21 protein-coding genes are annotated in these 24493 nt (G+C 45.2%); 4 read left to right on the top strand and 17 right to left on the bottom strand.

From position 1 onward, the window contains the following. From BP97_RS0115105 to BP97_RS0115095, 3 genes are all read right to left on the bottom strand, one after another. The gene (locus BP97_RS0115105; RefSeq protein WP_028549853.1) at nt 1-900 is read right to left on the bottom strand and encodes a hypothetical protein; all 900 of its coding nucleotides are present in this window, start codon (nt 898-900) and stop codon (nt 1-3) included. A gap of 517 nt (nt 901-1417) precedes the next feature. Continuing rightward, a complete protein-coding gene (locus BP97_RS0115100; protein ID WP_028549852.1) occupies nt 1418-1906 on the bottom strand; it encodes a DUF2199 domain-containing protein in 489 nt (162 codons plus the stop codon). 296 nt (nt 1907-2202) lie between these two features. Then, entirely contained in the window at nt 2203-2772 is a 570-nt protein-coding gene (locus BP97_RS0115095) for a hypothetical protein (RefSeq protein ID WP_028549851.1), read from the bottom strand. A 1006-nt stretch (nt 2773-3778) separates the two neighbouring features. Here BP97_RS0115095 and BP97_RS36385 point away from each other — a divergent pair. Then, nucleotides 3779-5278, top strand: coding sequence for a P-loop domain-containing protein (locus tag BP97_RS36385; RefSeq protein ID WP_051620602.1), 1500 nt, complete (start codon nt 3779-3781; stop codon nt 5276-5278). 213 nt (nt 5279-5491) lie between these two features. Here BP97_RS36385 and BP97_RS0115085 read toward each other — a convergent pair whose 3' ends face one another. The 3 genes from BP97_RS0115085 to BP97_RS0115075 all read right to left on the bottom strand — a co-directional run bounded on the left by BP97_RS0115085 (nt 5492) and on the right by BP97_RS0115075 (nt 8332). Continuing rightward, on the bottom strand, nt 5492-6367 hold the full coding sequence (locus BP97_RS0115085) for a sugar phosphate isomerase/epimerase family protein (RefSeq protein WP_028549850.1): 876 nt from the start codon (nt 6365-6367) through the stop codon (nt 5492-5494). A gap of 364 nt (nt 6368-6731) precedes the next feature. Then, nucleotides 6732-7433: an RNA polymerase sporulation sigma factor SigK gene (gene sigK / locus BP97_RS0115080; protein WP_028549849.1), complete on the bottom strand. Its 702-nt coding sequence runs from the start codon at nt 7431-7433 to the stop codon at nt 6732-6734. Nucleotides 7434-7678: 245 nt separating this feature from the next. Next, a complete protein-coding gene (locus tag BP97_RS0115075; protein WP_028549848.1) occupies nt 7679-8332 on the bottom strand; it encodes an HD domain-containing protein in 654 nt (217 codons plus the stop codon). Nucleotides 8333-8548: 216 nt separating this feature from the next. On the opposite strand from BP97_RS0115075, the gene BP97_RS0115070 reads away from it, so the two are divergent. Then, complete coding sequence (locus BP97_RS0115070; protein ID WP_028549847.1) at nt 8549-9259, top strand: hypothetical protein; 711 nt, start codon at nt 8549-8551, stop codon at nt 9257-9259. Between the two features lie 125 nt (nt 9260-9384). Beyond that, on the top strand, nt 9385-9840 hold the full coding sequence (locus BP97_RS0115065) for a DUF2269 family protein (RefSeq protein ID WP_028549846.1): 456 nt from the start codon (nt 9385-9387) through the stop codon (nt 9838-9840). A 65-nt stretch (nt 9841-9905) separates the two neighbouring features. Here the strand turns inward: BP97_RS0115065 and BP97_RS0115060 are convergent, their stop codons facing one another. The 5 genes from BP97_RS0115060 to BP97_RS0115040 are packed head-to-tail and all read right to left on the bottom strand — an operon-like array spanning nt 9906 to nt 15002. Then, nucleotides 9906-11042, bottom strand: a complete 1137-nt coding sequence (locus BP97_RS0115060) for a M20 family metallopeptidase (protein WP_028549845.1) — start codon at nt 11040-11042, stop codon at nt 9906-9908. 39 nt (nt 11043-11081) lie between these two features. After that, nucleotides 11082-11885, bottom strand: a complete 804-nt coding sequence (locus BP97_RS0115055) for an ABC transporter permease (protein ID WP_442952365.1) — start codon at nt 11883-11885, stop codon at nt 11082-11084. Further along, the gene (locus BP97_RS0115050) at nt 11882-12748 is read right to left on the bottom strand and encodes an ABC transporter permease (protein WP_051620601.1); all 867 of its coding nucleotides are present in this window, start codon (nt 12746-12748) and stop codon (nt 11882-11884) included. The genes BP97_RS0115055 and BP97_RS0115050 overlap by 4 nt, the downstream gene beginning before the upstream one ends. 3 nt (nt 12749-12751) lie before the next feature. Beyond that, on the bottom strand, nt 12752-13876 hold the full coding sequence (locus BP97_RS0115045; RefSeq protein ID WP_028549842.1) for an ABC transporter ATP-binding protein: 1125 nt from the start codon (nt 13874-13876) through the stop codon (nt 12752-12754). A gap of 10 nt (nt 13877-13886) precedes the next feature. Continuing rightward, nucleotides 13887-15002: an ABC transporter substrate-binding protein gene (locus BP97_RS0115040; RefSeq protein WP_028549841.1), complete on the bottom strand. Its 1116-nt coding sequence runs from the start codon at nt 15000-15002 to the stop codon at nt 13887-13889. A 299-nt stretch (nt 15003-15301) separates the two neighbouring features. On the opposite strand from BP97_RS0115040, the gene BP97_RS0115035 reads away from it, so the two are divergent. Further along, nucleotides 15302-16063: an IclR family transcriptional regulator gene (locus BP97_RS0115035; protein ID WP_028549840.1), complete on the top strand. Its 762-nt coding sequence runs from the start codon at nt 15302-15304 to the stop codon at nt 16061-16063. Nucleotides 16064-16123: 60 nt separating this feature from the next. Here BP97_RS0115035 and BP97_RS0115030 read toward each other — a convergent pair whose 3' ends face one another. From BP97_RS0115030 to BP97_RS0115005, 6 genes are all read right to left on the bottom strand, one after another. After that, nucleotides 16124-17923, bottom strand: a complete 1800-nt coding sequence (locus tag BP97_RS0115030) for a hypothetical protein (RefSeq protein WP_028549839.1) — start codon at nt 17921-17923, stop codon at nt 16124-16126. Next, on the bottom strand, nt 17920-19074 hold the full coding sequence (locus BP97_RS0115025) for an ABC transporter permease (RefSeq protein ID WP_028549838.1): 1155 nt from the start codon (nt 19072-19074) through the stop codon (nt 17920-17922). The genes BP97_RS0115030 and BP97_RS0115025 overlap by 4 nt, the downstream gene beginning before the upstream one ends. Continuing rightward, entirely contained in the window at nt 19055-20266 is a 1212-nt protein-coding gene (locus tag BP97_RS0115020) for an HlyD family secretion protein (RefSeq protein WP_028549837.1), read from the bottom strand. The genes BP97_RS0115025 and BP97_RS0115020 overlap by 20 nt, the downstream gene beginning before the upstream one ends. A gap of 21 nt (nt 20267-20287) precedes the next feature. Further along, on the bottom strand, nt 20288-20887 hold the full coding sequence (locus tag BP97_RS0115015) for a TetR/AcrR family transcriptional regulator (protein WP_028549836.1): 600 nt from the start codon (nt 20885-20887) through the stop codon (nt 20288-20290). Between the two features lie 297 nt (nt 20888-21184). After that, nucleotides 21185-22711, bottom strand: coding sequence for an MFS transporter (locus tag BP97_RS0115010; protein WP_028549835.1), 1527 nt, complete (start codon nt 22709-22711; stop codon nt 21185-21187). 152 nt (nt 22712-22863) lie between these two features. Next, nucleotides 22864-24474 (bottom strand): response regulator, encoded by a 1611-nt coding sequence (locus tag BP97_RS0115005; protein ID WP_028549834.1) that lies wholly within the window; start codon nt 24472-24474, stop codon nt 22864-22866. Nucleotides 24475-24493 lie beyond the last annotated feature (19 nt).

Below are 24493 nucleotides of genomic sequence, written 5' to 3'. Positions count from 1 at the left end.
TCAACGCTCCATATTTTTCCACGCGGAATAGTCATGTATGGCGTAGCCGGCAAAAGACGGCTGCCGTCGTAAGGATTGGGTCAACATTTCCAACTGCTTTCGCATTATGCTTTCGTCTTTGGCATAAAAGGTCGTGTAAGATTGGCCTGTGTCGTTTGTTTCGACTCCGACGATAACTTTTTTTCCAAGCGTTTTCGCGGTGTCAATTTCATGTTCAACTATTTCCAGAATTCCTCCTGCGCCGTTTGTTCTGTCCCGGTAAGCCATCAAGGTGGCACGGTCAAACCGCTCCATCATCCACCGGAAAAGAGTAGGGCACCCGTTTTCGGACGTTATTTTGATGTCATCCAGCCAAAAAGGAAAATCCGCCCCCCACTCCATTCCGGGAAGATGTTCGCGCTGATTTGCGATATAATCTACGGTGTCCATCCATCTCTCGATCAGAACCTGCCTATTTGCCGTGTTCCAATCGGTGAGGTTATAGGGCTCTATGTCGAAATGCACCCCGCTGAACTTTTCATTATCCGCCGCAGCGGCATTATAGCTCTGCAGCCATCCTAGCATCTGGTCGAGCCTGGCCCTATTTTCCGGATAAACCCAACCGGGATCCCCGTCGAGCAGAAAGACCTTGATGCCGAGCGCACCAGCTTTTCGGTTAAAAGCTTCATAGGCCACCGGATCGGCATCGTATCGTATGCTTAAATAGATAAGATTGATTTCGTGCCGGCGGGCAAATTCGAGAATTGGATCCGCTTGGCTCGAAGCTGCATCCCGGTCCCAAACCCACGTTGCCCTGACATCGGGCTGGTTCGACTTGCCGAGAAGTATGCTGACACACACTGTAATTAGTATAATTAGTAGCATGTATAGAACGGCGATGTGTTTTCTGGGCTGCCTCAAGACTTCCTCCAAAGGTAACTGATTTCAAGGGAAACTAGAGCCCCTTGTTTTCATAATACTTAAATTAGTCATGAGAAACTACAGGTAAGTATATCTACCGAGGGCAGTATCAAGCTCTATGGTGCATCCTATTATTCACCCCGCGCCATATTATTTGTGAGACTGTTTTGCGCGTTATGGATCCGTTCACCATCAGTACAAAAAATAAAAAAGCCACCGCAGCAGCAGTATTGCACTAATCTGCCCTTTAGCTGAAAATCATCTATAAATAGATGATCATTGCTTATAAGGTGTTTTATGATGTTCGCTTATTTCTAATAACGTTGTTGTGTTCCCGAACCCTCCGCCCTAAGACGCGTTAGTGTCGGGTCCTACGGACTTGGGCGGTGCAGGGTTATCTCCCTGATTCTATATCTCGAATTGCCTCGGGCAAACCAAGAAGCATAAGCTCCGTAGCGGGAACACTGTGTTATAAGATGTCGGCAACTTCTTCGACTGTACTTTCAAATTCTTCTTATTACTGACAATGATTTATTAAATGTGCAATTTCTTTAACTCTCTCCATTGTAATTCCTTCTCTTTGTTCAATTGCAAGCGGATGATTCGTTTGTTCTAATTCAATTAAAGGAACAGCACCAACTTCTTGTGTATGTACCGTTGTCTTTATCGATAATGTACTTATTGGATATATTGAAAGTTCAGTCGATAACCAACCAAAATAAGGTTTTTCATTTTCCCTTCCTTCTACGTGCAATAACTCATTAGATTTCAGAAAATTTTCTTCACTTAGAGAAACCCAGACACTCCATATAAATTTCTCTTTACTATCAATTATTGGTATTTCAATATGTCCTCTAATAAAGAAATGCTGTTCATCAATTACACAAAAATCTCTAATTAATTCTGTTCTTTTCTCTTCTGGTACAGTGTAAAAATAATATGGTGCTTCCATTCCGTAACATAAAGGAAGTTCACATAATTCGTTGTTACAGTGAGGACATTTCATGTTTTCTGCTCCTTATCATTTCTCCCCGATTTCTTATAACGTATTATCTCTGTGACACCCTTCGCAGATCCCTCTTAGCCATATCTATATTTACGACAGACTTTATTACATTTCGGAAAACTATTCCTCCACAATAATCATAAACATCTCTATTTACCTTACCATATTATTCATTTCTATGGCTATTCCCATTAAAGTAGCCTGCCCTTTAGCTTAATGATAACAGGGAGCAGCTACTACCGCACTTCAACTATCGTACCCTGTAGTTCAACGAGGTATCGAGACTTAACCTTAAATTATTTCGACTCATAGGCAAATTTATAATCAAAAATATGTATCGTAGTTATCCCCTTATCTACTCCATTATTTGCGTTCATTGAAATAACAAAGGTAGTTGATGGATTAATAACTTCATTTTTGGATTTCCTCACAACGTATTTCCCATTGACTTCCTCGAAAATATAAGTGATGTTGTTAATATTCTCGTAAATCACGCCTTCTCCATATTTTCCCTTAACATCTTCATACATACTTCCTATTTCAATACCTCTATTCGTTAAAAATTTCTTTGCAGTTTGCTTGTCTGATGATAAAAGTAAGCCAACAACTTTGTTATCCCGATAAAACACTTCAAAACCATCATAGGAATATATCCCCAGAAAGTTCTTATCATTGGATTCTCCAAACACCTTGTCAACTTGTTCTTTGCTCATACCAAAGCTAATTTTAGCATTTGTAGTTGATTCGTGAACCTGTAAATCACTTTGATAAAAGATTCCAGGCTCTTGCTTTTGTAAAACTTTCTCTGAGCTAGTTGAACAAGAACTTAAAGTCAATGAAATTAAAACTAAAATAACCTGTAACATCATAAATCCCCCAATGTTTGAGATGAATACTAATATCAATAACTTCGTATTCAATTTACAATTTTTGGGGTAGATTACATGCATTTGGTTAGGTTCTTTGCTCAACATTTCTGCCCGTTAGCATAACAAAGGCCGCTGGTTTGTACAACGCGGCTGCCGGCGGGCATCTTTACCTATTTCAGGGTTTGAGTTAATTATAATTAATCTTTCCCTATATTGTGGATGATCTTAATGTTATGATTGTGTTGTTGTAAAAATAAATCGTAATGAGGTGAGGACAATGAAAACCAAAAAATATACGTCTTATCCTCATGTTGCTTTTTAGTTATTTTTTTACGAATACATTAGGCTCTGAGGGTAGGATTCACTCTCAGGGCTTTTATATTTAGGCAGAAGCAACGTTTAAGCTTTCTTGCCGGTCTATGACAGCCACTTACGGAGTGGCTGTTATTTTTTTAGGACAAAAGGCTGGTCAAGGCAACAATAGTGGTTTTATTTTGAAATTGGTTAGGATTTAATCGTTTATCTTACCAATTGATCTGAACTCGATTAGGGGGAATATGTATTGAACTTGAATTACTTAGGATGGAATTCATTTTTCGCGAAAAATTTCAAACAGCGCCGGTTTATGTTTGAGCAGGCTCATACCTGGAGATTAAGGGGCGATCCGTTTCGTCGTTACCTTGTTCCAAAGGATAAAGGGCCCCCTTCTTGAGATACTGTTTCAACTTCGGCATCGTTTCCCGTTATTCACCGCTTTCCAAATATGAAAGGATGATGCTTTATTAAAAGACTCGCTCAATATTTTCGCTCATTACAATCCGGACAGTCATCTTACAGTATGATTTATGAAGGTTCATACTATGATCAAGGGGGGACGATATCTGACCCAACCTATTGGAATAATGATGTTGCCTATTACATTGAACGGACACATAAACTCACACTGGATAAACCATGTATCACCATAAAAATACCTTTTGACCGTCTCGGTTTAGAGGAAAATATGGATCAAGTTGTTCTCTCAGATTTTGCATTAAGAGAATGGGTTGAGCATATTGAGGCATTAAATGAATTGATTTATAATCGGTCACGTTCTGATAAAGAAAATGGTGCTTTTTATTGTTTTCGTCCAACCAATGTGGTGTTGCAACGTAATGCATCCTTTGTTGAAGTCATCTCAGAAAAATGGTATCTATGCTTAATGATTACAGTTCAACTTCCATTCAAGAATAATGATAAAGCTATGCGCATGCTCTGCAAAATACTTCCAAAAGAAGTGGAGGAGTTAATTGCCAGGTTTGATCTCATCAAATTAAATGCTGCCTATGAATTGGTAAAAAAACAAAATATGATTCGCGAATGGCTGAAATCCAGTGAGTATTGTGCGTTTATTGCGAATGGCAGCATTTTACCAAGAAATAAAGACAACAGCGGGCCACTGGAGGGTGCCTTGCCTTTTACATCCCCGGAAGATGTTGAAGTTGAAATTTGCGGTTTGCGAGGAGTGGGAATAAAACATGGTGTGACGGTCATCACCGGCGGTGGTTATTCAGGTAAAAGCACATTGCTGGATGCACTAAATTCGGGGATTTACAATCACTGCATAGGCGACGGACGAGAATTTGTGATTACAGATCAAAGTGCAATGGAAATATCTGCAGAGGAAGGCCGTTCCATAAAAAACATCAATATTACGCCTTTCATAAAATGGATACCCAATAGTTCAGTAGAACAGTTTTCGACTGACTATGCCTCAGGTTCCACATCTCAAGCCGCAAATATTATGGAGGCAATCAACGTCGGGTGTAAGCTTCTTCTTATTGATGAAGACAGAAGTGCGACGAACTTTATGATTCAAGACATCAAAATGCGTTCATTAATCAAGCGTGAACCCATTACACCTTTTACGGAACGTGTCAGGGAGCTTTATGAGGCTGTTGGCGTATCTTCCGTTCTTGTTATTGGAGGTAGCGGTGAATTTTTATCCGTTGCCGATCAAATCATCCTGATGGACAATTTTGTGCCAAAAAACGTAACCCAGGAAGCTAAAAAATTATGTGAACACGACAAACCACGCGAACGTATCCCCCTTACAAAATGGGAGATTGAAAGAAAAATAACCACCGATCACTTTTCGAGCTATCCACAGGGCAGTGGTACAGAAAAGCTGATGGTTTCAACCATGGGATACATGATGATAGGCGATGAACAAATTGATATCAGAGGGCTTTACAATATCACATCACACGCCCAACTTGCAGCTATTGCCTTTTTAATTCGAAAAATAGCTATAAGTAATCAGGATCGCCTCATCTTTCTTCATGAAAAGATCAGAAAAGCTCTCGAAGATATGGAGAGAGAAGGAGTGGATATTGTATTTTCTTCCTTTTTTCCTGGTTTCGAAAGATGGCTTGAATTACCAAGAATTAATGAAGTATTATCTGTCATAAACCGAATGAAACATTTGAATTTTATTCAACTTGAGCCCTCTGAACACCTCTAATTACGACATAAATATACGGTTATCCAATTAGGAGACGGGTTGAAGTGGAGGATGGCTGTAGGATAGGCTCTGCGCTAACCTAAACAAAGGCCCCGCTCGATATTGAGCAGGGCTCTCTCCGTGATAAAGAAGGAAATCAAGGAAATATGGATTGGACTCACTCAAAACCAACTTATGGAACAACAACTTGTAAAATGGCAGTCGAGGTCACTCTTACTTTGCTTCTTCCCAAAGTCGGCGCAAATTGTCCATGCCAATTTTTGAGCCGAGCCTGCACTCTTCCATTCCTTCAAACTCGATGGTGGCATACCCGTTGTAGCCTGACTCTTTGATTAGTTTAACGACTCTGCGAATATCGATATCTCCGTGCCCAATAATGGCGCCTCTCAAATAATTGCCATGAGCCGTTCTAAACCACTCTCCTCCTCCCGGAGGCTGATCATACGACCGAAAATAGAAATCTTTAAAATGAATTAACGAGGCATAAGGTAAATTTTTCTTAACCCCAATAATGGACGATTCATCCACGCACATGAAATTGCCAACATCTAGCGTAGTCTTGAAGTTGGGCCGGTCTACAGCCAGCAGCACGCGCTGTACACGGTCGCTCGCTTGGACGCTGAAACCGTGATTTTCAATGGTAGTTGTAATCCCGTATCGAGCGGCATAATCGGCGATAAACCTGCTGCCCTGTACGATAAGCGGAAGGCTATTTTCAAACCAACCGATTGTCATCTGTTCCGGCCTAATCGTAAAGGCCGTCACATCATGCCTCATATGCTTCATGCCCAAACGGGCCACCAGATCGACATGCTGCTTGACTCGCGCCACTTCCGCCTCAAAATCCTTCTCTGTACCTTGAACGAAATTGGCTGGCATCGAATAGTTGGACAGCTCGATTCCCACTGATTTCGCTTTCTCGCGGACAGAGTCCGCTAGTTCCGGATTGTCCACCAGTGTATACCCGTAGGGGACAATTTCCATATGCTCCCCACCGTTATCTGCAATCCACTGAATCACGTCAAGTACGGACATTTCTCCAGCTTTAATGGCAGGAAGCAAGCTGTACGTGCTCAAACCGATTTTCATGTCGCACGATCCTCCTTCTACATTTTAAAAATCTCCAATTTCTCCATGAGATGAAATTCACATTTCTAGCTGTCAACCTAACATCAATTATCTTTCCATGTCCATGCTATATACTTATTTCTATCAGGGTTAAATTATAGCCCATTTGAATCTAAATTCGATATGTAAATAGGAAAACCCTTCCATTTATCCTATGCATTATAGCCTTTAGCTTAATGAAAATGTCACGGTTATCGGATCTACTTACACCCTATTACACGGTGAGCCGTATTTTTCTCAACTAGTTGGATAAGCTTGTCCAATTCATAACCTGCTTTCAAATGTTTTAGAGGCCTGCCGTTTAGGCAGGCCAATCTTAATATCCTTATCTTTTTGCCTTATAGAACTCATGATATAGCTTCATAAGAGCTCTTTTTTCAATCCGCGACACATAACTTCGTGATATACCCAATTCTTTAGCAATTTCCCGCTGAGTTCGCTCTTCCCCGCCATGCTCTAATCCAAAGCGGCCAACCACAACTTCTTTTTCACGATCATCCAATATGTCCAAGTTTTTATATATCTTTGACTTTTCGATCTTCAATTGCACTTTATCTACGACATCATCGGCTTCTGTACCGAGAATATCGATTAACGTGATCTCATTCCCTTCCTTGTCCGTTCCAATAGGGTCGTGTAAAGAAACATCTTTTCGTGTCTTCTTTAACGAACGTAGATGCATCAGAATCTCATTCTCGATACATCTGGCTGCAAAGGTAGCTAACTTCGTGCCTTTATCCGGTGAAAAGGATTCGATCGCTTTGATCAATCCGATGGTTCCAATGGAGATCAGATCCTCCAGATCCTCGCCTGTGTTGTCAAATTTTTTTACAATATGAGCGACGAGCCTGAGGTTATGCTCAATTAACAAGTTTCTTGAATGTTGATTACCTTCCGCCATTTGGCGTAAGTGTTTATCTTCCTCTGCCTCTGATAGCGGCTGGGGAAACGCATTATTTTTGACGTAGGAAACGAGGAGCATTAACTCTTTAATGAACAAGGCTATTGCTGAAAAGAAGCCGGGCATAGCTGCCACCCCCTACAAGTTGTGCGGAGAACTGTTTCTACTGACTCCGCTTAAAGAGATCAGTATTATTTTTATGTAGGCGGAAGCCTATACGTGCCTGTACTCCGCAAATAAACTCAACTATTGTGGATAGAACATAAAAAGATTGCCGCAATCCGCCCTCGCTGGCAAGATGGTTGGCAATCCTTTTCCATTTTTTCTTTGGAACTCATCTGTACTAAACTACATAGCGTAGGGTGGCTGCTTCATAGCGTCCCCTTCCCATCCCATTCCAGATAAAATTGCTCCAAAAATGCTTCCATATAGCTATGTCTAGCCTGAGCGATCTGCTTGCCAGTCTCTGTGTTCATCAAGCCGGACAGCTTCATTAGCTTTTCGTAAAAATGATTGATTGCTGTTGAACGACCATTCCGATATTGCTCGTAGGTCAGTTCTTCCCGGTATGGCTGCTCCGGATCATACATCAAATCGCCTTTCCAGCCTGCGTAGGCAAAAGTGCGGGCAATCCCGATCGCCCCAATGGCATCAATCCGATCGGCATCCTGTACGACTTGAGCCTCTTTGGTCCGCACTGGAGGATTATGGCCTCCTTTAAAAGACATTGTGCCTATAATATCCAACACATGTGACGCAGCCTCAGCATCGACTTCATAAGACACCAACCAATCCCGAACCTTGTTCATGCCGACTTCAGCCGACGAATTCAGCTTCTCATCAGCAATATCGTGCAGCAGCGCAGCCAGCTCACAGATGAACGAATCGGCCTGCTCCTGCTCAGCAATATGTCGCGCGATTCGAGTCACACGTGAGATATGCCACCAATCATGTCCGCTTGAATCCGATTCTAGCTCTCTTTTCACATCTGCGGCCGCTTTTTGCAATATAAGTTCTTTATTCATGAATTGCTCTCATCTCCCGTTTTTCCGAAGCATAATTCCAACTTCCATCTCGCCCCGAGTATACCTTGTTTCGCTCCAAGCTTCAATACAAGGCACACTATGCTTATTTATACGTTTTCGGTACAACCATCCAAGCATAACAACCTTGCCGGTCATATTCTACAAAACATGTGAAAAGCCAGAGTCAGCCATAATGTTTGACAAGGAGTGGAGATCGTGGCAAAGGGTATCGTGGACGTTTATGTATCAACAGAAATGGAAGATAGCAGTGTGAATCTAGTGTTAGACTGCGGTGGCGGCTTACCGAACGATCTTCATCTAATAGAAGACCGTACAGAATTAACGTTAAGACGCGGAAGTGTCAACAGCGAAATCGAATTGATTCAGGAGAAAGGCAATGAATGCGCGTTTAATTATATGGAAATTAGCTCGGAAACAGCTCAAAGATTTGGCCTGAAAAGCGGGGATCGGGTTGTATTGGATTACAGGCCAGCTACGAAAACACTCTCTATGCAGCGCTTGAATTCCAGCACGGCCTTCGGGATATTACTTCACGATCCAAGAAAGAACAGAGACAGAGTCATTACTATCGGATACGCTTTGTTAAGCCAACTGGGCATTCCGGAAGATGTGGCAGGCCAGAATATCACACTTACCAGGGGGACTATAAGCAAACAATTAAGAGTCATCATCCCTCAGAACGAGCTGGACGAAACATTCCGTTTGAGCGCTTCGAACTTGAAAGCAATGAGCCTTTCTCCAAGAAGAAAATGGAAGCTTTCTTACAATCAAACCACGAAAATTATAACTATCGTAGATACTATAACCGGAATCAGCAAGCAGGTAAAACGTACGGTCAAGCCTGTTCGTAAATCCAAATCCACGGCATTGCCTAATAAAAGACAACCTAAGAAAACAAAGGTTTAGTTTTGTAAGGAAATATTTGTATAAAGAAAATTTAATATCCATTTATTGTTTAAATTGTATCTATCCCATGCTTTAACCATGTATAGTAATAAAGGACTGACTTTCATTTGTAGGAGGTAAGGTTGTTGAAGTGGTTAGTGTTGCTGCATGTGCTATCAGCGATCATCGGGATAGGACCGACATATTTCATACATGTATTGTATCGCAAGAGGCAATCGTTTGGTGAACTAAAGCAATCCTTAAGATTGAGTACTCTGCTCGAATTATTCCCTAAAATTGGAGGAAGTGTTGCAGTCATCAGCGGAATTGTTCTTGTCACTCAATCTTCTACTCATTTTCTTGACTTATGGATTATCGGCTCCCTACTGCTATATGTCTTTATTCAGATCATGGTGATCGGGGTCGTGGCGCCTAAGCAGATGAAATTGAGAGAGCTGTTAGAGGACACGCCTCTTAAAGACCAGGAAATGCTGTCGGAACCACTGCAGCAGCAGGTTGCTTCCATCAATCGATGGCTGCTTGTCATAGCAGGAATGGGAATTATTTTATTCATATTAATGTTCATGAAGCCGGTATTGTAGCCAGGATTAGCATAAAAAGCCTGCACTCAGAAATCATCATCCATCTGAGTACAGGCTTTAGTTGTTTAAATCGTCGCAATGAGTCGCGCCAGCAGTAAGGTACGGATAGGTATTTCCGATACCGTCACATATTCTCCGGGCGCATGAGCAAAGTCTCCGCTTGCGCCAAGTCCGTCGAGCGTAGGAACTCCGCTCGCTGCGGTGAAATTGCCGTCACTGACACCGCCAGTTGACGCCTCTGCGAGCGTTAACCCCAGCTCCTCTAATGCAATACGCTGCGCGAATTCAAACAGCCTTCCACTGGCTGGGGTGCGCTCCATCGGCGGCCTCATCATGCGGCCGCTTACCGACACTTGCGCCTGCGGATGATGTGCCTTCAGCGCCATCAGCTCCGCATGCACGCGCTCAGCCTCCGCGATCGTAGGCACCCGAACGTCGATCTCCGCCTCCGCGTGATCGGCCACCACGTTGGTGCCAATGCCTCCGCGAATGAGGCCGACGTTGACGTTCGTGCCGACCGCCGGGTCGGACATCGCGTGCAGGCGCTGAACCTGCAGCGCCAGCTCCTGGATCGCGGATACCCCGCGATCCGGTGCAACCCCCGCGTGCGCGGAAACGCCGCGCACTTCGAGCTTGTACCGCCCGCTCCCTTTGCGGGCGGTTTTGAGCGCGCCCATGGGAGCCATGGGCGGCTCCAGTACGAGCGCAGCGCTCGATTCGCGCGCGAGCTCTTCAATCAGCCCGCGCGACGTCGGGCTGCCGATCTCCTCGTCGCTGTTCAGAAACAGCGACACGCGCGTATCTGCCGGCCATGCTCCGCTGTCCTGCAGCGCCTTCATGGCGTACATCGCCTGCAGTACGCCGGCTTTCATATCGTACACACCCGGGCCATATGCCCGACCGTCGCGGATAGTGAATGGCCGCTTCGCTGCCTCGCCCACAGGCCATACCGTGTCGTAATGGCCTACAAGCAAGATGCGTCGCGAGCCCTGCCCGACCTCGATCAGCAAGCGATCTCCCGCTTCCTCATGAGCCAGTCTCACAACATGGGCATCCAATAATTTAACCGCTAATGCTGTGAACCAATCCGCCATCTGATCATTGTGCGACTTACTTTTCGAGGGCGAGTCCATATTTACACACGCCTCCAGCAGCTCCAGCAGCTCCGGCATATAGGTTTCTATTCTAGTAAGTAATGACATCGCTCTCCATAACCTTTCCTGAGATGCTCCTAACCTCTGTTAGTGCGCCTGGGAATTGGAACCGAACAACCGATCCAAACCATACACAAATTCGAGGATCAAAATAAATACTAAGCTTAACAAAATCACAACTGACGAAATCGATGCTACCAACGGATCCAACGTTTCCTGCATATAGCTAAATATAGCAAGAGGCAGCGTCGTCATTTGGGGTGACACGAGAAACAAGGAAACCGTTACATTATCGAAGGAAGTAAGGAACGAGAAAATAAATCCAGAAATTAGCGCAGGTTTCAGCAGTGGCAGCGTAATATCGCGAAACACCTGCCCTGGCTTCGCTCCGAGAATGTAAGCCGCTCTTTCCAGCGTGTAATCGTAAGCGCTTAGTCCCGTCAAAGTCAACCGGATAACGAACGGTACCGAGATCAGAATGTGAGTAGCCAACAGTCCCCAGAAGGTTCCCGCGATAGCAATTCGGGTAAAGAACAAGAGCGCTGCTATCCCTATAATTAAGGAAGGTATGGTTAAAGGTGACAGCATAAGCGCATGAATGAACTTTTTGCCCCGGAAATTATATTTGTGAAGCGCTAATGCGCCAATCACCCCAACCAGGGTTGCCAGTATCGCTGTGATGGCGGCAAGCTCAAGACTGAACACAAAGGCATCGATAAATTCCGGTCGATCAAGAATTTTTTCATACCATTTGAATGAAAAGCCTTGAGGAGGAAACGTCAGCACATTTTTGGAAGTCAACGAAACCGGTATAACGACCAGAAGCGGCGAAATAACGAACAAGACAACGAAGAACGTGATGATACCCAACAATGGAAATCGCCGCATCATGATGAAAACACCTCTTTATACCGTTTCGTTTCAATAATCTTAGTGAACAACGCAACCAGAGCATAGGTAGATGCCAGCAGCAGGAAGGATAGCGCTGCGCCCAACGGCCAATTCAGTGTAGCCATGATTTTCTCATAAGCAATAACAGGCAGCACTTTGACCGATGTTCCTCCCATTAATGCAGGGGTTACGAATGCGCTCATCGATAAGCTGAAAACCAGCGTAATGCCCGCGATCATCCCAGGCAAGCTTAAAGGAAGCGTGATGGTAAAGAAGGAGCGGACTCTCGAAGCCCCCAATATCCCGGCAGCTTTATAAAGCGAAGAATCAATAGCATACAAGCTGGTCGCAATAGATAGCACCATGTAAACGACGAACGAATCGGTCAAGCCGATGACAACTCCCAGCTCATTGTAAAGCAGACGAAGCGGTTTATCGATCAAGCCCAGCTGCATTAGTGTCGTATTAATCCATCCCTTCTCGCCAAGAATGACGACCCATCCGAAATTACGGATAACGACGCTAATCAAGTGCGGAGAAATGATGAGAAAGGTCACAATTCCACGCAGTCTGCCGCTTGTTCTTGCCATAAACATGGCTACCGGATACGCAAGCACAAGTGCAACGATAACCGTGTACAAGCTGACCCGGATCGTTCTCCACAACACCCCGATATAGTAAGGGTCTTGAACGAACAATAAATAATTTTTCAAGGTGAACTGCTGGTGCTCATCCTGAACGCTCTGTAAGAAGATATACAGCATAGGGATTAAGAAGGCGCCGAGCAGCACGATAAGTCCAGGTGCCAACAGCAGGAGTGCTGTGCGCAGCGATCCTTTTGACGTTACTGAGGATGCAGCCATCGCTTATCGCTCCTTTCCGGGAAAGACGAACACGTCCTCCGGGTTCCAATACAGCGTCACTCTTTGTCCCGGCTGCAGTCTTCCTTGCTGAACAGCGGATTGTACACGCACCATCAAGGTCTCGCTGCCCACTTCGACTTCACATTCCACGAAGGAACCTAGAAACGACAGCTGTTTTACTACACCCTCGCTTCGAGCGTACATACTATTGTGTTGAAGTGCAGCGGACGCTTCCTCGTCCAATGCCAGCATGAGCTTCTCCGGACGAATATAAATGGAAACGGAATTTCCCCCAGTAAAGCTCTTTCCTCTTGGATTTGCTTCTAGCTCGAAAGATCTACCCGCCTGCCCTGCTTCAAGCACTAGCTTGGAGCCTGCAAAGCCCTTCACTTTACCGGTCAACCGATTGGACTTACCGATAAACGTATGAACAAATTCACTTGCCGGTTCGTTGTAAATTTCCCATGGTGTCCCGATTTGCTCGACTTTACCGTGATCCAGAACCACAATGCGGTCGGACAAATAAAGCGCTTCTTCCTGATCGTGCGTAACGAATATCGTCGTAACGCCAGTTTCCTGATGAAGGCGCTTTAACTCATCCCGCAGCTCTTCACGCAGCTTGGCATCCAAATTACTTAAAGGCTCATCAAGCAGCAGCAGCGACGGCTCTGTAACAAGCGCCCGTGCAATCGCAATGCGCTGACGCTGTCCGCCGGACAGCTGTTTCGGATAACGGTCAGCCACATGAGGCAGCTTTACCAGTTCCAGTACACGGGCTACTCTGGAAGCGATCTCAGCTTTAGGTACTTTACGCAGCTTTAAACCATAACCTACATTCCCCGCAACCGTCATATGGGGAAACAACGAATACGTTTGGAATACCATACCCAGATCTCTTTTGTTCGATGGGACCCCATTCATCCGCTTCCCTTTGACGATCAACTCACCTTGGTCCGGGTCAAGAAACCCTGCGATCATGTTCAGCGTCGTCGTCTTGCCGCACCCAGATGGGCCGAGGAAGGAGATGCATTCTCCCTGCTCGATTTGCAAATCGAAATTATCAACAACTACGTTCGAACCGAACGTTTTCCGTATCCCGTGAAGCTCTACATCGTAAGTTTTGGCCACGTTCTCTCACCTATTTTCCTACACTGGGTGCAATCTCTTTGTTGAATCGGTCAATCCATTCCGGTGTTTTGGCACCTACGGTCTCCAAATCGAACTTCACTACCTTGCTGCGGTCAAAATCAAGCAGCTTCGCCGTCTCATCCGGCAGCTTAACATTTGTTACAGGGTTATAGTACAGCTTGCTTGCATACATCTTCTGAACTTCATCCGACAGCAAGAATTCAACGAACAACTTCGCCGCATTCGGGTTCTTCGTGCCTTTGATAATTGTCGCTACGTTTGGAACCAGGTTTGCGCCTTCCTTAGGTACAACAAACTTCAATTCCAGACCAGCATCCTTTTGCACCAAGCTGCGCGCCATCGTCCAAGTAGAGTAGGCAGCACTTTTGTTTTGCAGGTTTTGCTGAAGCTGTGCCGCACTCTTCGCAAAGGTAGGCATATATCCTGCGATCGTTTTCATTTTGGCAAAGCCGGCATCCATATTTTTCTCGTTCCCACCGTTAGCATAAGCCAGCATAATGAGTGTAGAACGACCGAAGTTACTTGAAATCTCAGACAGTGTCAGATTGCCCTTCATCTCAGGACGGGTCAAATCGTTCCATGAAGTCGGAATCGGTAAATTCTTCTCTTTCACCATAGCCTCGTTGTAGGAAATGCCCATCGGTGTAAAGTTAACCGCGACTCCACTGTTGTCCTTCGTCTTCAAATCTTCGGAGACTTTCTTCATGCTCGGAATGTCTTTCTCGTTAAGCGTATCCCACAATCCTTCAACTCGGCCCGCTTCCTGCTCTCCACCTTCTACAATGGTTACGTCCATTTGCGGAGAAGCCTTTTGCGCTTTAGCTTTTGCAACAATCTCGGTGGAAACGCCGGATACATAAGTCAGCTTCACATCAGGGTATTTTTCGTTAAACTTTTTGAAAATTTCATCCTTCATCAGCTGTTCAACCGTTGCTCCGTTACCTGCTACTACCAGCTGCTTTTCCGGAGTCAATCCGCCTTCACCAGCTTTTCCCTCAGCAGCCGGAGCCGGCTTTGCCGCTTTATCCGTCGAGGTGCCACAGCCCGCCAGTACACTTCCAAACAGAACTACGGCGGATAATACAGAGATTGTCTTTTTCTTCATTGATGTTGATCCTCCCTTTATAATAGCTGTTTATATGGTATAGGAATTTACTGGAGCAGCAGCACGAACGATCAGCCTTTGCAGCAAACGCCTTCCAAAACATGGGCTTTTAAAAAAATGACTCCGACCACTTGTTCACTATAAGTGAACGTTGTATACTATATGTGAATCATGAATAAATTCTAGCATGATTTAAAATTTTGCGCAATTGTAAATATTCAATTTTTGTACTAGGAAAAATAAATTGATTGTGATAAAATACCAATATTTTCGTACTTGTCTAAGGGAGAAGGAATTCTATGGAAACGTATTTATCTTCCGTCAAAAATAGCTGCCATCTACTGAAGCTGTTTCTCGACTCACCTAAAGAGCTGGGCGTTACGGATCTCAGCAAACGGCTAGGCTTATCCAAGGGCGCGGTCCACAAGCTTCTCATCACCTTGGAAAGCGAAGGACTAATCCGCCAAAATCCGGCGAACAAGCAGTACGCATTAGGCTACACACTGCTCGAACTCGGCAATAAAGTGCTCAAGGACCACAACATGGTTGAATTTGCCCGTCCGCACATGCACCGTCTAGCCTCTGCGACCAAGGAACTGGTGTGTCTGTGTGTCATTGACGGCACGGATGCCATTTATGTTGATAAAATTGATTCGCAATATCCGATCCGTTTCGATATTGAAGTGTACCGCCGCTTTCCGCTGTACGCAACTTCCGCTTCACGCTCCATTCTCGCTTATCAAGCGGAATCCTTCATTGACGGCGTCTTAAGCGAGGAGCTGCGTACCTTTACGCAGCATTCCTTGAAGAACCCTTCAGATGTCAAAAACCGTTTGACTCAAATCCGGGAAAAAGGCTATGAAATGAGCTCCAATCTTCGTAATGTTGGCGTTACCGGTATCGCTGCCCCCATCTTTGACGCAGCCGGTCAAGTCATCGCTTCAATAAGTACGATAGGTCCTACTGACCGAATGGTTCCTGCTCAGGAAGACTGGATTGCTGCCGTATTGGATACAACCCGAACGATCTCCTTAGGTCTTGGCTTCAAGAGCAGCAACTAAGTTTTCTCTATAAACATGAAAATGACATTCGAACCCATCGTTCGAATGTCATTTTTTATACTATTGCTTCAGAGATGCCACCAAACGTTTGGCCTCACCTGTAGGAGTCGTTATAGTCTCATAAACGTTAACCGTTAATGGATATTCCTGCTCGTCGGTTTTCAAGTTATCAAACTGAATGAACTGAGTCCCGCTGACAAGCCGGTTAACGCCTGTAAAGCTTAGTGTTTTGACGGATAGCAGCCTTCCCGTAGGGTCTATGAGCTCGAAGGACATTTTCGAGAAGTTCTGATCGACAATAACCTGCTCCTGACGTTCGATATCCAAATCCAGCTTCAGCTTATAGGAGTACGTTGTAGGGCTTGGTGCTGCTGCAGACGACAAGTTAGCTTTAGCTGAAAGCAGCCATTGATTCAATTTCACTTTGAACGGATAGAACGTTAGTGTGTCTTCATTGAGCGAATTCGTCTGTAAAGCCAATCGATAGGCTCCTAACGTCGTTGAAACCGGAGCCGCCGTTTTCGTATCCACGATTTTCAATACGAAGTTTTGATCCTGCAAATCCGAAGGCATAATATACGAATAACTGATAACGTAAGATGTATTCGGCATAATCTCTTGAGTCGTTATGCTTTGACGGCTGCCGGAATAGGTCAATCCGTTCTCGGTTATCAACTTGGTTTGAAATACTGGAATCGGAAGGGGCTGATCTCCGTGATTGGTCAGTTTGTACTTCCCTATGACTGTCTGGTATCCCTCTCCTTCATTCTCATGCATATGAAGCTCGACCAGTGATACATCCATATTGGGATCAATCGCATCCGTATTTGAATCAAACTTAAATGGTGTGTTGTACTCGTATGGAGTTCCTTCAATGGATATATCCGATTGTCCCCCGTTAGGCATTGCGATGTTCAGTCTGCCTATGGAAAAAGGGGTTACAGTAGGAGTTCCTTTAGCATCCAACTGTTTGAAGGTCTCATTGGTTACAAGATTCAGACTGCTCAATACCGTATTTTTGTCTGTTGGGATAGCATAGTGAATATATCGCTGCTCTTGTGGGTCTAGAGAGATAGGACCCTGCTCCACCCTTTTCCCCGCAAAAATCGAAGCGTCTGTCCCAGAAACGTTAACTGCTCTTCCATCCATATTAAACTCAGGCAGCGTTTCTTTCTTAGCCGATCGGTTCTGTACCAGCAGCTTGACAGACGTCACTGTCCCCTGCTGTGAATTCTCTTTGCTAATAGCTACCGGTGTGTAGAACAAAGGGGAATCGATATTAGGAATTTGAAAAGATTCTCCCCAAGTTTTCAATTTGCCAGGTTGGCTAAGGGTGGACAAGGGCCCATCCCAACTCTGACCTGATACAGGGACCGTAAGCACTGCTGTTTCTGTTTTAGGAAAAGAGTACCAATCGACGGAGAACCAGACGAGTTCTGATAAGCTTACTGGATCTTTCCGATCTACCGTTAATAAATAGCTCAGTTCTTCCGTAGTATTCGGACGTATCGCATGCGCATTCAGCACGCTAGCCTGAAGAGTATATTCATCGCCTTCCGCCGTCCTCACCCTTAAATCCAGATCAGGAATTTTTACGACTTTGCCAGCGCTGCTTTTCATTCTAATAACAGCTGCAATCTTAACGCCATCTGAAGAAGACTCATTCAACAAGCTTTTAATTTCAACGTTCAAGCTATCCGATAACTTATACGAAGGTGAGACAGATACATTTGCAGCTGCTGCTGCGACCTCCACGGGCAATTCGGATGGGGCAGTATCTGCCCAAGCCGCTTGTGCCGAAGTCACTAAACATAAACTCATTAAAATCGATAAGGACGTCTTTTTACTATTCATTCTCATGCTGCAACTTCCTCCAATCGCGTATTCACTTTCAACTTACGGTTTTCCCAAATCATCATCAATCCGATACCTAAGGACAGCACACCGATCATTACAATAAAAACGCCAATTTCAGCTGAATAATATTTGATGCTACCTCCACGGTAGCCTATTCCCCTTATAAACTTGAACAGCCAGGTCAGAGGGAGCATATGGCTGATTACTTGGATCGGATAGGGGAATACGATTGGCGCAACTTGTACCCCGGACAGCATGAAGGACGGATAAACAATAGCATAAGTACGGAGCGCTACCTTGGACGGATCTGCAGCCGACCATCCGACCAGCATCCCCATCCAGGATACAGTCAACGTATAGAGAAACAGCGGAATCAAAAATTCCAGTGCGCTTCCCGCAAAACGGAGCCCTCCCAGCTGCTTCAGAAGCCCTATGGCAAGGAACAAACTAATGCAGGAAATAACGGCGTACGGTATGATTCTTAACCACAAGCCGATCGGATGGTTCAGCTCCTGGTGGAGCTTGCCTTCCACTCTTAGCCGTGGGACGATAGATGCCGCAGCAATTGCAGTAATTCCTAAAGCTACCACATTCACGAATCCAATAACCATGAACCCTATAAAGTCGGATGTCGGGTTATACAAGAGCCTTTGCTGCATGGACAATGGTGCGGCAATGCCCGCAGCAGCCTCATCACCTAATCCCATCACCTTTAATTTACCTACCGATAAGGTCAAATTCTCGATCGTTATCAATTCTTGAATTCCGTTACGGATATTCCCTACGGCAGAAGGCATCGAATTATCGATCAGCACGCCCACATTCACTTGCTTGCCTTGATATCTCAGCTGCTCCATACCACGGGGCAAGTAGATGACCGCCATATATTTTTCATTCGCTAATAAGGTGTCAGGCTGCATAGCCTGGTGGAACACATCTGTTACCTGTAAGTATTGAGAGGCGTTCACCTTCTCAGTAAACTGGCGGCTGTATATACTGTTGTCTTCATCTACTACTGCAATAGGAGCCTCGTTAATCTGGCTGTTCTGAAACATGTAGCCGAATAATGCGGCAACAATTAGGGGTGCAATCAAAATCGCCGGAACAAACTTGCCCGTTAATGCAATTCGCCATTCATCGAGCTGGGATCTCATCGACACGCACCTCCGCAGTCATACCCGGCAGCAGCTTATCCGTCCGTTCGACGTAAATCCGAACCTGGAACGTATTGAGATCGGCCGTTCCTTTTTCACGGCTCATTCTTAAGCTGGCAAATTGAGGTGCCGCCGTAACGAATTGTACTCGACCCTGCACTTGATCCGGGATTGCCGCAAAATGTACAGGCACCGTCATGTCAGGCTTCAATTTACCTACCTGCTGTTCATCGACATACAGGTCAAAATACAGCTTTTCAGTTTCTACGATAATCACTGGCGTTCCCGAACCTACGTTCTCTCCTGCCTTCGGAACGATCTTAACGACTTTTCCGTCAACCGGTGATTTCAATGTCATCCGTTCCTTTTGGATTTGAAGGGATTGAAGCAATATTTTTTGCTGCTCCAGCTGTTTGGCTAAGGCATCCAGACCGATCCGCTGGTTATTGATATCTTCTTGCCCTAGCTGGTTCTGCTCCAGCACGGCCTGTGCTTTATCCGTTAACAAGGATGCCTGCTGCTTCTCCTGGGATGTTGCGCCGTTTATCAGCTTGCTTAGAGCGGCATTCTGCTGATCTCGTGCATTCTGAAGGGTTGTTAGCTGGCTACGCGCATTTTCCAAAGCATCCCGATGATCCTTGTAGGAGTATGGATTGGTATCATAGGTTTCTTCCATATTCAGCAGCTGATTGTACAGCTTCAAGGCGTGAGTATACGATTCGTCAGCCGCGGCGACCGCCAGCTTTTGCCTTTCTATATCTTCGGATCGTGCCCCCTCATGCACTTGCTCCTGCGAGGTTTGTGCCTGTGATACACCGATTTGCGCTTGCTTCAATGCATTGTTTAATTTTTGCTGAGCAACTTGGAGACCATCCTCCGTCTGCTGCAGCTTTAGAGTCGTCACATCGATATCCGCCTGAGCTTTTTGCAGCTGCAGGTCGATATCCGTAGGATCGAGAGTCAACAGTACGGCTCCTTTCGTTACCCTCTGCTCTTCCTGAACGGGAAGCTCGATAATCTTTCCTCCCACACCTTGAAAAGACACATTCACCTGCTCTGCGGTTACTATACTCGCCTTCTTACTAGCGGCAAGCGTAACAGCATCTTTTCCTTCCGCAGCTAGCATATACCCCCCGCTCCCCAAAGCTATTGCCAATGCCACCACTGCAATGACCGCTGTATTCCGTTTCATCTCTCTGTTCTCCTCCCACTGTTACTCTTTGCACTGTAATCCGTTCAAAATAAATCGAGTCGTGTAAGCGACGACCGAATCCAGACTTTCTTCTTTAGCCTGAACAGTGTCAGACTCAAAAACAGGCTCAAGAAAAGGACTTACCCTCGAGAAAATCAACGTTCCGAATACAAAATGCATCGTATGCTTCAACGACTCATAATCGAATCGGCCCATTCCGCGGCCAGCTTCTAGAATATGCCTCAGCTGCATCCATATCGAGAAAACGATAGATTGTATCTTCTCCAACCGCGGGCTTTGCATCATGACTTCCTGTTGGAGCATGTTAATAAGCTCCGGCTCGGCGATTCGAAACTGTACAAAATCCCGAATTAAGCTTCGCAAATCAGCTTCAGGATCCTTCAGATCGTATGTCGTCTGTGCAAATTGCGGAGTTAATGTTTCGAACAACGCATAGTATACATTCTCTTTGCCGCCGAAATGATAGGACACTAGTGCAAGCGCTACTCCTGCTTCGTCGCATATTTGACGGACTGTTGTACCCTCGAAGCCTTTGCGTGCGAACAATCGCTTGGCTGCATCCAAAATTTTTATTTTGACATCTTTCTGGTCTTGTTTCATGTGATTCCTCCTTATAGCGGCAATGCTGCTGCTATTTTTCAATGTGCAAAACGGTTACTAGAGCTATGTATACTTGTTCCATCCTTTGATAATATAACCAAAATAAAGTTGAACAATTGTTTTGAACGTTCGTTTTGAACAATCGTTCAAATTAGCTATAAATGGATAATACATCCGCTTGGATGGTTTGTCAATAGGGTTAATGAGAAGAATCCGACGAAAAAAAGACCGTCCCTCCAGAACTTATCTGGAAGGACAGCCTCTTATCTTTTATTGAATTCCATTTAGCATGGTTCACTACATGCCTGCTCCAACTCGCGTGCTTGACTTATCTTTATACCCAACGTTGTTATTGCCCCAGCATTTTTCATATTCAAAGCCGGTCAGCTTTTCAAATACAGCGCGGGATTCGGAATCCGCATCCGTCATCGAACCGCCCTCTTTCAGGCGCTCGACTTCTTTTACCAACACTTTATGAGATTCCACATTCAGCTTGAACATAACGGATGCAATGATACCAACAATCCCAAGGATAATCGTTCCAACGATCAGCACCCCAACAATAGCATGCTCTGCCGATACAGGCTGTACGGCCTGTTTGGAGACGAAACCGTACTGCTGCAAGGTCCAACCGAGCAAGAATACAACTACGGCTCTAATCATTTTACCGGCGAATGTCATAACCCCTGCATAAATACCTTCTCTTCTGCGTCCGGTCAACGCCTCATCCACATCCGCCATGAACGTATATTGATTCCACGGGATGTAGTAGACACCTCCGGTACCAAAACCCATCACCAAAGTAATGACGTAGAGCCACAGTGTCATGTTGGACGGATGGATCATGTAGATCGCAAAGTAACCAAGCACTGCAAGCAGTACGATGGAAATCGCCATGATGTATGGCTTGGAAAATCCTTTTTTAACACAATAGCCGATGAATAAATACGTCGAGATCAATTGAATAACCGAGTTGAAGCTCGATAGATTGGATACATGCTCTGAGCTTTGATGCAGCGAGAATACGACGAAATACGTGAACGCCGATGTGAACAACCACTCTGCCGAGAAGCCGCCCAAGTACATCCCCAGATGATGTCGAAAGCTTTTGACCCGGAAAGTAGAGGAAATATCGATAAAGAGCTTTTTCATGGCATTAATAAAACCAAGCGCTGGCTCATTCTTAAGCTCTTCTTCCATTTCCTGCGTTGAACGCTCCCAGGAGTACTTGTACAAGAAGATCATCGCAATAACCAAAATAACCGCAAATACGATCCCTGTATACAAAAACGGTGTCGGAGAATCTTTGCCGTACATCGCAATAAATCGGCCAGGAATGAACGCTGCCGCGAAGTTGGCGATCTTACCGAAGATGGCTTTGAAGCCCGTCAATCTGGAGCGTGCTCCGAAATCCTTCGTCATTTCCGCTGCCAGTGATTCATAAGGTACCATAATCGATGTATAGATCAATTCGAACAAAATGTAAGTCACCAAGTAATACCAGTAACCGAAGCCGCCTACCCACATTAAGGGGTACACAACCATCAAGGGTATCCCAATCAAGATAAAAAATCGGCGGCGACCGAACCTCCTACCGATTTTCGTCCGATGCAGGTTATCGCTGATGAAACCCATAATCGGGTTGCTCACCGCATCTACAATGCTTGCAATAGAAAAAATAGATGCCGCTTGGATGGCCGATAAGCCGCAAAACGTCGTATAAAAGTACAGCAGCCACGCACCACTTACCGCCAGTGCTCCACTGCCCAGCAAGTTGCCGCTGCCGTACGCCAAGGAATGTTTCAAACCGATTTTTCTTTCCATGTTGCAGCCCCTCTTCGTCAATAAGTGTTATCATCAGGTCTATTGGACATGACCTTATTATAAGAGGGGGCAACCTTTTCAAGAATAAAATATATTCCTCAAAGTGTTTGAGATTTTATGAATTTGTTTGTCGATTGATTGTATCAGCTCTATCAGCGGGATTGTTTGAACTCCGATGGGGTTTTACCGGTGAACTTTTTGAATATCACACTAAAATACTGGGGATTGCTGTAACCCACCTGCTGGGCCACCTCGTACGTCTTCAGTTCCGCTGAGCGAAGCAGACGTATGGCGTTGTTCATTCGCGTCTCCATCAGAAAGTCGCTGAAATTGATTCCGGCTTCCTTCTTGAATATCATGCTTAAATAATTGGTGCTGAGATGCACATGATCGGCGACATCCTGAAGTGATAAGCCCTCCTGCATATAATGCTGCTGGATGAAAACAACGGCTTGATCGACCATTTGCTGCTGCTGACGGCTACGACGGTCATTGACGGTTACTGTAATCTCAGATAAAAAAGCCCGGATACGTTCGAACATCTCCTTCGCCGTACGCTGCTGATGCAGCTCCTGGAACATTTGCTCTACCGCCTCTTTAGCATAAGGAGGCTCGCTCCAATCCTGAAACGCATTAGCTATTATAAAGACGATCTCGATACCAAGCAGTCTTAGCCGCTCCAGCGTCATAGGCTGCTTAACAACAAGTTCGCTCTCGATTTCATCAATCACTTGCATTGCCTCCTGCTCCAGGCCAAGCTTTGTCTTGAGCGCAAGGCTCGCTTCCCAGCCTTCAGCTGCCGATTGAACCACGCTTTCTTCCGACTTGATGAGCGTATCCCGATAGGTTAACACCTGATTCGTACCGGTTAAATGGCGGAACTCCGTTGCCGCCTTAGCCTCACGGTAAGCCGCAGCAATTCCAGACAGCTCTGAAGCTATGGAACCGATACCTACGGTAATCGTCGTTTTCAAATATTTGTTGACATGCTGCCGGATTAATTCCGCAATGTGGAATGTCCGTCTTTCCGCCGCTTGCTCGTCCTCTTCGCTACAGTAGATCATAGCGATTTCGTCCTCCATGTACTCGATAACCAAACCATTAACGCCAGCTTCGGCTTCAGACTCGGAAGCCATGACCTCCAACGCAACGTTTTGAATACAGTACTTGAGCAACTCTTGACCAAATCTATTTTTGGAGCCTGTCTCAAAATAATCATCAGCAATTAGCAAAATGACTGTATAGACACTGCCATCCAGAGTAAGCTCCAGGAAGCGAAGCTCCTCCTCGATTTCCTCCTGCTTGTACTTGCCTCTAAGCAAATTTTCGTAAAATCGCTGCTTGAGGAACGGTACGCCTTCCATCACTTTCTTGGCCAGACTCTGTTCCTGCTCCCATTCCTCCGCGGCACGCAAAGCCACCTCAAGCAGTTTATCGTTCTCAACAGGCTTCAACACAAAATCATACACCTTCAGCTTCAACGCCTTTCGGGCGAATTCAAACTCATCATAGCTGGTCATAAGGATGATTTTAGTATCAGGGTATTTTGCTTTAATAGATTCCGTGAGCTCTAGCCCGTCCATGAATGGCATCCGAATATCCGTTATGACGATGTGCGGCCGATGCTTCTCCACTGCCTCCAGCCCTTCCTCCCCATCCATTGCCGTAGCTACAACCTCTAAACCATGCTGCTCCCACGGTATGCTGCCCGTAAGACCTCTTAAAATGATCTGATCGTCATCAATAATAACAAGTTTCCACATTCATAGAACCTCCCACAAA

It is taken from the genome of Paenibacillus sp. UNC451MF (assembly GCF_000686845.1).
Taxonomy (GTDB): domain Bacteria; phylum Bacillota; class Bacilli; order Paenibacillales; family NBRC-103111; genus Paenibacillus_S.
This window is presented reverse-complemented; position numbering and strand designations above follow the sequence as displayed.

Excerpts from the sequence above, each read along its gene's own strand:
- BP97_RS0115050 (WP_051620601.1), bottom strand. The coding sequence starts at position 12,748 with ATGGCTGCATCCTCAGTAACGTCAAAAGGATCGCTGCGCACAGCACTC.
- BP97_RS0115095 (WP_028549851.1), bottom strand. The coding sequence starts at position 2,772 with ATGTTACAGGTTATTTTAGTTTTAATTTCATTGACTTTAAGTTCTTGT.
- BP97_RS36385 (WP_051620602.1), top strand. The coding sequence starts at position 3,779 with ATGGATCAAGTTGTTCTCTCAGATTTTGCATTAAGAGAATGGGTTGAG.
- BP97_RS0115055 (WP_442952365.1), bottom strand. The coding sequence starts at position 11,885 with ATGATGCGGCGATTTCCATTGTTGGGTATCATCACGTTCTTCGTTGTC.
- sigK (WP_028549849.1), bottom strand. The coding sequence starts at position 7,433 with ATGCCCGGCTTCTTTTCAGCAATAGCCTTGTTCATTAAAGAGTTAATG.
- BP97_RS0115015 (WP_028549836.1), bottom strand. The coding sequence starts at position 20,887 with ATGAAACAAGACCAGAAAGATGTCAAAATAAAAATTTTGGATGCAGCC.
- BP97_RS0115010 (WP_028549835.1), bottom strand. The coding sequence starts at position 22,711 with ATGGAAAGAAAAATCGGTTTGAAACATTCCTTGGCGTACGGCAGCGGC.
- BP97_RS0115030 (WP_028549839.1), bottom strand. The coding sequence starts at position 17,923 with ATGAGAATGAATAGTAAAAAGACGTCCTTATCGATTTTAATGAGTTTA.
- BP97_RS0115035 (WP_028549840.1), top strand. The coding sequence starts at position 15,302 with ATGGAAACGTATTTATCTTCCGTCAAAAATAGCTGCCATCTACTGAAG.
- BP97_RS0115075 (WP_028549848.1), bottom strand. The coding sequence starts at position 8,332 with ATGAATAAAGAACTTATATTGCAAAAAGCGGCCGCAGATGTGAAAAGA.
- BP97_RS0115020 (WP_028549837.1), bottom strand. The coding sequence starts at position 20,266 with ATGAAACGGAATACAGCGGTCATTGCAGTGGTGGCATTGGCAATAGCT.
- BP97_RS0115060 (WP_028549845.1), bottom strand. The coding sequence starts at position 11,042 with ATGTCATTACTTACTAGAATAGAAACCTATATGCCGGAGCTGCTGGAG.
- BP97_RS0115025 (WP_028549838.1), bottom strand. The coding sequence starts at position 19,074 with ATGAGATCCCAGCTCGATGAATGGCGAATTGCATTAACGGGCAAGTTT.
- BP97_RS0115100 (WP_028549852.1), bottom strand. The coding sequence starts at position 1,906 with ATGAAATGTCCTCACTGTAACAACGAATTATGTGAACTTCCTTTATGT.
- BP97_RS0115085 (WP_028549850.1), bottom strand. The coding sequence starts at position 6,367 with ATGAAAATCGGTTTGAGCACGTACAGCTTGCTTCCTGCCATTAAAGCT.
- BP97_RS0115040 (WP_028549841.1), bottom strand. The coding sequence starts at position 15,002 with ATGAAGAAAAAGACAATCTCTGTATTATCCGCCGTAGTTCTGTTTGGA.
- BP97_RS0115005 (WP_028549834.1), bottom strand. The coding sequence starts at position 24,474 with ATGTGGAAACTTGTTATTATTGATGACGATCAGATCATTTTAAGAGGT.